The organism is Bacteroides sp. OM05-10AA, assembly GCF_003439055.1.
Classification (GTDB): domain Bacteria; phylum Bacteroidota; class Bacteroidia; order Bacteroidales; family Bacteroidaceae; genus Bacteroides; species Bacteroides intestinigallinarum.
In genome coordinates this window covers 46,913-54,759 of sequence record NZ_QSUR01000038.1, presented here as the reverse complement: position 1 = coordinate 54,759, position 7,847 = coordinate 46,913, and the positions used below count along the sequence as shown (strand labels likewise).

The 7,847-nt window shown below is 39.6% G+C and carries 4 protein-coding genes; 3 read left to right on the top strand and 1 reads right to left on the bottom strand.

Going from position 1 to position 7,847, the window contains the following annotated elements:
- Positions 1-552: 552 nt before the first annotated feature.
- Positions 553-1,116: an RNA polymerase sigma-70 factor gene (locus DXB58_RS22800; protein WP_122138362.1), complete on the bottom strand. Its 564-nt coding sequence runs from the start codon at positions 1,114-1,116 to the stop codon at positions 553-555.
- Between the two features lie 173 nt (positions 1,117-1,289).
- On the opposite strand from DXB58_RS22800, the gene DXB58_RS22795 reads away from it, so the two are divergent.
- The 3 genes from DXB58_RS22795 (at position 1,290) to DXB58_RS22785 (ending at position 7,845) form a co-directional block, all read left to right on the top strand.
- Complete coding sequence (locus tag DXB58_RS22795; protein ID WP_122138361.1) at positions 1,290-3,281, top strand: SUMF1/EgtB/PvdO family nonheme iron enzyme; 1,992 nt, start codon at positions 1,290-1,292, stop codon at positions 3,279-3,281.
- A 94-nt stretch (positions 3,282-3,375) separates the two neighbouring features.
- Complete coding sequence (locus tag DXB58_RS22790; protein ID WP_122138366.1) at positions 3,376-4,293, top strand: FecR family protein; 918 nt, start codon at positions 3,376-3,378, stop codon at positions 4,291-4,293.
- Between the two features lie 255 nt (positions 4,294-4,548).
- Complete coding sequence (locus DXB58_RS22785) at positions 4,549-7,845, top strand: SusC/RagA family TonB-linked outer membrane protein (RefSeq protein ID WP_074557735.1); 3,297 nt, start codon at positions 4,549-4,551, stop codon at positions 7,843-7,845.
- The last annotated feature ends 2 nt before the right edge of the window (positions 7,846-7,847 follow it).

The window sequence follows — 7,847 nt, the reverse complement described above, 5'->3', positions numbered from 1 at the left end:
TATTTATTCACAATAGAAGAAGTACCACCAAATTTGACGAAGAACCCGATTTGGCAATTCTATTTCTCATATTCTCATGAATATAAGTCAACCTGTTGAAACATAATGTAATAGAATATGAGAAATACTTTTAAAAGTTGGCATTTCTCATACTTTTCCTGTGATTTATCCCTAAAAATAGGCATTTCTCATACTCATTCTCGTTATTTCTCATAGTAGTTGTATAACAATCTACTGCTATTTTACGCCTGAATCATTAATAGCAAAGTTATTCTTCATTATAGATAAACTTGTTTTGGATTAATTGTAAACTTGCTTTTCATCTATTATAAACTATAATTGCAAGCTTTGATTATATAATTGCAAGTTTCATTTTTATAAATGCAACCTTTGATTATAAAAACGAAGCTTGCAATTATAGTTTATGATTAGTCGAAAGCTACTTTATATATAAAGGATTGAAAGTTTGCTATTAGGCAATAGCAACTTTACTATTAATACTTTCCGGACGGACAAGTAATAGTTTGTATGTGTTGATAAGGAGTAGCTGTGTTATGCGCGATGGAATAACAAAAGTAACAATGGCAGATAGTCTTTTAGTTCATTACGTAAAAGTTCCATCGTTTTTTGTTTATATCGATTGATAGACTTCACACTAAGATTCATCTCTTCTGCAATCTCTGTATGAGTTTTGCCTTCAAAGAAACTTTTCATAAATACTGTACGATAGTTTTCTGGAAGTTTGTCTAATGTCTCATACAACATTCTGTATAGCTCATCAAGAGTATATACACTATCCGGTTCTGTTTCATAGACAGGAGCTTTCTTCTGTATATTTTCCGCATAGCTCCATTCATATTCCTGATGTTTCAGGAAATTCAGGCAGCTATTTTTTACACACATTTTGATGTAAGCTAATGCAGTGTTCGATTGAAGATCAAAAGAATCAGTATCCAGTTTATCCCATAATGAGGTGAATACATCCGAAACGATATCTTCACGTGTTTCTTTATCATCAACAAACCTTTTTGCATACAGACAAAATGGGGCGTAATACTCCTCATAAAGTTGTTTGAAAGTCCGTTCTTTAGTTTGTTTGGAAAAAGATATTTTCATTATTTAGAGATTCTGTAGTTTTTCATTTCGTTGCAAATATATAATAAGATAATTATCAAAGCCTCATTTTCGATTCTTTTTTTTGCTTTCACCCCTAATGAATAGAAAATAATCAGATAAGACTGTCCTTTTGTATATAGGTTGATTGTATTATATATAAACAGGATTAAAATATGAAAAACAAGTTTTTTTTATTGGCTATAACCTTTTGTTTGCCAATACATTCTCAAGAAGTTTCCAAATCTTTTATTCCGATGGCTGAAATACCTGCCGGAAGTTTTTATATGGGAAGTGACGGATTAGGCGAAGATTTTGATGAGGCTCCTATCCATCAGGTAGTAATCTCCCGCCCGTTTCGTATGGGAATTACTGAAATAACGAATGCGCAATATGAATCATTCTGTCCGGAACATCGGGCATTACGAGGAAAAAACGGTGTTTCGCTGGAAGATGATGAAGCAGTCGTCAATGTAAGTTATTCCGATGCTGTTGCCTTTTGTGAATGGCTTAGCCGGAAAGAAGGCAGAAACTATCGTTTGCCAACAGAAGCGGAATGGGAATATGCTTGTCGGGCAGGCACATACACACTATTTTCTACAGGAGACGGGTTACCTGCAGTTTATCATCGGAATCAAAAAGTGGTTCGTGACTTTGATCCGGTATCTTTAAAAGTAGCCCAGACTCCTCCTAATACATTCGGGCTTTATGATATGCATGGAAATGTGGAAGAATGGTGCTTGGATAGGTATGCTCCTTATTCCGCAGAAAAGCAGAAAGACCCGGCAGGACCATTGACAGGAGAGTTTCGGGTCACTCGAGGAGGGAGTCATCACACCCCGGAGAAATACTTGCGAAGTGCCAATCGACTGGCTATGCTCCCGGAAGATAAACATTCCCAAACCGGATTTAGAATTGTGGAAGCCGATACTCGTTTGAATGTATCGGGAACATCTGCCCCTGTCCCGTTCAATCAGAAGTCTGTAGAAAATACATCTATAAAATGGAAGAAAGTATCTGCTATCACACCGATGTTTTTGCCTCCGATACCATTTGTGGTACGTCCGGCATGTGATTCGAATACCCCATTTTATCTACATAATCATCAGCCTGCAGTTACGTGGTGTGATAATGGAGATTTGCTGGCAATATGGTTTTCTGCAAATGAAGAGAATGGGAGAGGGATGACAGTACTCGGTTCCCGCTTGCGTGCTGGGCATACTGATTGGGATGTGGCTTCTTTATTCTTTAAGGTTCCGGATCGGAATATGACAGGAAGCGCTTTGCTCAATGACGGGAAAGGAAAATTGTATCATATCAATGGAGTGGAAGCATCGGGTGACTGGCAGAATCTCGCAATGGTACTACGTACCAGTACAGATAACGGTGCTTCATGGAGCACTCCTAAACTGATAGCTCCCGAACATGCCAAACGTCATCAGGTAATAGCTGGTACGATTCGCACACGTGAGGGATGGCTGGTTCAAGCCTGTGATGCGGGTCCTGGCAGTCATGATGGGGCAGCTGTTCAAATCAGTAAAGATGGAGGAAAAACATGGTGCGATCCTTGGGATGGTGCTCCTTTGCCGGATTTCAAAGAAGGAGGAACGGGAAGTACAATCGCAGGCATCCATGCGGGAATTGTACAATTAGGAAACGGAAGTTTGATGGCTATGGGGCGTGGTAATAGCATACGGAATAAAGAAGGAAAGCTCCGAATGCCTATGAGTATATCAGATGATATGGGAAAGACCTGGAAATATGTAGCAAGCGAACTCCCTCCTATTGACGGAGGTCAGCGTCTTGTTTTAATGAGACTGAATGAAGGACCTTTGCTATTGGTTTCTTTTACAGACCATCCGCAACGTACGCCTTTGGAAGAACGTGGTCTGGAATTTAAGGATAAAAATGGAAATGTGAAGAAAGGATATGGCATGTATGCGGCTCTTTCCTACGATGAGGGAAAAACATGGCCGGTAAGAAAACTACTGACGGACGGTGAATATCGCTTTTTAAACGGTGGAGCATGGACGGGATATTTCGAAATGGATGAAAATCATGCTGAACCACGTGGTTATCTTGCAGGAACACAAACTCCTGATAATGTGGTTCATATCCTTAGTAGCCGATTGCATTACCGCTTCAATTTGGCATGGCTCAAAAAATAAAATAAAAAAAGTTTGTTTTTGCTGTCCTTTTCCAATTGCTTCAGTTGTATTATAAGTGTAATTACAATTAAAAGATAAGATTTTGAAAGAAAATATGGAAAATATGAGTCCGGAATCATTGCTCCGTAAAGCACAAGCATTGGGAGATGATATTAAAGAAATGGAATCCATTGATGTATTGGGTGCCTATTATCAAGCACAAGCCAAAATAAAAACTAATAGAAGAAAGAACATGTATAATCAACTGATGCGTTATGCAGCATTTCTGACTATACCTTTATTTCTCTCTTCTCTGGTTTTGGGATATTTATATTTTAGTGGAACAGAAACCGACGAAAAATATGCAGAGGTGGTAACTGCTACCGGTTCTGTCATACGTTATGAACTTCCGGATCATTCTGTAGTATGGTTGAATGCAGGTAGTACATTGCGTTATCCTACCACTTTCAAGAAAGACAACCGGTTGGTAGAGTTGAAGGGTGAAGCATATTTCGAAGTGCAGGCAGACAAAGATCGTCCTTTCTATGTAAATACTCCGAATGGCTTGAGCGTATATGTTTATGGTACCAAATTTAATGTAGCTGCTTATGAGGATGATAATTATATAGAAACAGTATTGGAAAAAGGTAAGGTAAATGTGATAACCCCTAATCAGGAAACAATTGTATTGGCTCCTGGAGAACAGTTGCTTTACGATAAACAGAGTCAAAAGTCGAAAAAAAATAAAGTGGATGTCTATGGAAAGATAGCTTGGAAAGATGGAAAACTAATTTTCAGAAATGCTTCATTAGAGGAAATCCTGAAGCGTTTGGAACGACACTTCAATGTGGAAATTCAGTTTAACAACAAATCCGGGAAAGAATATAAGTACCGGGCTACTTTCCGAACTGAAACTTTGTCGCAGATATTGGATTATCTGGCCAAGTCAGGCGGTTTAAAATGGTACATCGAAGAACCGCAGCAGCAGGCGGATGATACATTGTCAAAGACTAAAATCAGAGTAGATTTATAGTAGAGTAGTAACCTTTAAAATAAAAGCCCATGGAATAACACAAGAGAATAAAAAGAAAGGAAGAAAGCTGCTACCAACAGCCGTCTTCCTCAAGTTTTTAAGATTTTCGGTACAAGTCTAGCAAACATGATATCCGAAATCAAACCATAGTTCATTTAGTAATAAACTTTAGTTAGCCACAAATGTATGAAAAAAAATCATTCATTTACAGCATTATGTCCTAAATATGCTTTAAATCTAAAACTTCCGTTAGTTATGAGGATTAGTCTAGCACTACTTTTCGCAGTAGTATTACAACTTTCTGCCGAAGATGGCTATGCCCAGCGAACGCGGGTTGCCATTTCAATGAATAATGTATCTGTAGAACAGGTACTGAATAAAATAGAGGAGACGTCCGACTATGTTTTTCTCTATAATGATAAAACAATTCAGAAGAACCGTATTGTTTCTGTGAACAGTAAATCAGGAAATATTACTGATGTCTTGAATGCCATGTTTAGAGGTACGGATATCTCTTATACGGTGATTGATAAACAGATAATTCTGTCCAAATCGAATGGAATCAACCAAAATGCCAGAGTAATTCAGGCACAAGGTACGGTGAAAGACGGTAATGGTGATCCTTTGATTGGAGTAAACGTGAAAGTAAAAGGAGCTGCAACCGGAACAATTACTGACATTGACGGTAAGTTTACTTTGAGTGTCAGAGAAGGAGAGGTAGTGGAATTCTCTTACGTTGGTTATACGACTAAAACGCTGAAACTAGTAAACGAAAATCCACTTATTGTTGTATTACAGGAAGACACGAGGACATTGAATGAGGTCGTAGTTACTGCTTTGGGTATCAAGAAAGAAGCAAAATCCTTGTCTTACAATGTTCAGCAGATCAGCAATGATGAAATAACCCGTATCGCTGATGCCAATTTTGTAAACAATTTGAATGGTAAGGTTGCGGGTGTTACTATTAATAGCTCTTCTGCCGGTGTCGGTGGTTCTTCACGTGTGGTAATGCGTGGTGCCAAGTCGTTGAATGGAAATAACAATGCCTTATATGTGGTGGATGGTATTCCCATGATTGATATGACAGCGGCTTCTACTCAACCCACGGACTCCTACGAAGGGGCAGGACAGTCGGGAGACCCGATTTCCGGCTTGAATCCGGATGATATTGAAAGCATTTCCGTATTGAGCGGTTCTTCTGCCGCGGCTTTGTATGGTAGTGCCGCTGCCAATGGAGTGGTGATGATCACTACTAAAAAAGGTAGGGAAGGACGTACCACAGTCTCTATATCTAACAATACAACATTCTCCGCTCCGTTGGTTTTGCCGGAATTTCAAAATACATACGGACAGACTGAAACGGGAAGTTATTATAGTTGGGGATCGAAGCTGAATACTCCCAGCAGTTATGACCCTGCCGATTTTTTCCAGACGGGAGTCAACGTGACAAATTCAGCCAGTTTGTCTACAGGAACGGATAAGAATCAGACTTATCTTTCTTTGGGTACTACGAATGCGCATGGCATTATTCATAATAATAACTTTGAACGTTATAATGCTACGGTACGCAATGTCTCAAAAATGGCGAAAGATAAACTGACGCTCGATCTTAGCTTTATGTTGAGTTCCGTGAAAGAACAGAATATGACGGCTCAAGGGCTTTATTTCAATCCGTTAGTGTCACTCTACTTGTTCCCTGCCGGTGATGATTTTTCCAAAGTTCAGGCTTATCAGCGTTACAACGGAGAACGTAACCTGCAAACTCAATATTGGGATTACAGTACCAATCTGGCTTTGCAGAATCCTTACTGGATTACAGAACGCATCAAAATGCCTAATCATAAAAACCGTTATATGGCTTCGGCTTCTTTGAAGTATGATTTTGCCGATTGGATTAATTTGACGGGACGTGTGAAGATGGATCGTAACAATGAACGCCGTGAACGTATGTACGATGCCGGGACAAACACACTTTTTGCTTCAGACTACGGTTACTATTCAAAGAGCAATGTCGAGAGCCAGCAGTTGTATGGAGAGTTACTATTGAATGTGAATAAGTATTTTGTAGATAATACGTATAACTTGACGGTCAATGCAGGCGCGAATTTTGAAAATAATGATTACCAATCAGACTACTTTGGTGGTAAATTGAAGTCGACCGCCAATTTATTCACTTTTGGTAATATAGATACTACAGGTGAGAATTTGGCTAATCAATATGGTTATCACATGAAGAAACGTGCCATTTTCGGTAGCGCGCAGTTGGGGTATAAATCAAGGGCTTATTTGGATGCAACTCTTCGTAATGACTGGTCGTCCACTTTCAAAGGGACGGATACTTCTTCATTCCTGTATGGTTCTGTCGGCCTTTCCGGAATCATCACGGATATCTTTCCTATCAGTAGTGATATCATGCCCTATATGAAGGCGCGTATATCTTATTCGGAAGTCGGAAATTCACCAGAAGTCTTTTTGGCCATTCCGACTTATAGTCTGGTCGGTGGCACGCCTGTAACAATGACACGTCGTCCGAACAGTCATTTGAAGCCAGAGCGTACCAAATCATGGGAGGCTGGTTTAAACTTTGTTTTCTTTAACAACAGACTGAAGCTGGATGCTTCTTTCTATCAGTCACGTACTTACAATCAATTCTTCACGCGTACCTTGTCTTCAACGACGGGATATACTTCGGAGGTCGTAAACGGTGGTCGTGTAGACAACAAAGGTATTGAATTGTCTTTGCGTTTTGATGACAAATGGGGAGACTTCGGTTGGAGCACTTATCTGACTTATTCATTGAATAAGAATAAAGTCGTAGAACTGTTGCGTAACTATGAAGATCCTTACACGCATGAACTCACTTCTTTGGACCGTATTGATATGGGAGGTACCAGTATGTATAAGATGATACTGACCGAAGGAGGTTCTATCGGAGATATTTATGTAAACACATTGCGGACAGACGAACATGGAGCCATTTATGTTCACCCTTCCGATCAGGTGGTAGTCCCGCAGTCTGATGAATTTGTAAAGGCTGGTAACAGTGCCCCTAAATATAATTTGGGTTGGGGAAATACGTTTACCTATAAAGGAATATCCTTAGGATGTTTGTTTACCGCACGTGTAGGAGGTATTGTTGTTTCTCAAACGCAAGCCACTATGGATGCTTTTGGAGCATCAAAGGCGACAGCGGACGCGCGTGATAACGGCGGAGCTTTGGTAAATGGCCGTCCTATTGATGCGGAAGCTTATTATACGACGATTGGCGGTTCGGGTTCTCAAGGTGGCATAGGTTCCATGTATGTGTATAGCGCTACCAATGTTCGTTTGGCGGAACTGTCTTTAGGATATGACATACCGATTAATAAGTATGTAAACTGGATAAAGGGGCTCAATGTTTCATTTATAGGTAAGAATTTGTTCTTCCTTTATAGAAAAGCACCGTTTGATCCTGAACTGACTGCAAGCACCGGTACTTACTTTCAGGGGATTGATATGTTCATGTCGCCCAGTTTACGTAATTTGGGATTTTCAGTGAAAGTTAATTTTTAACC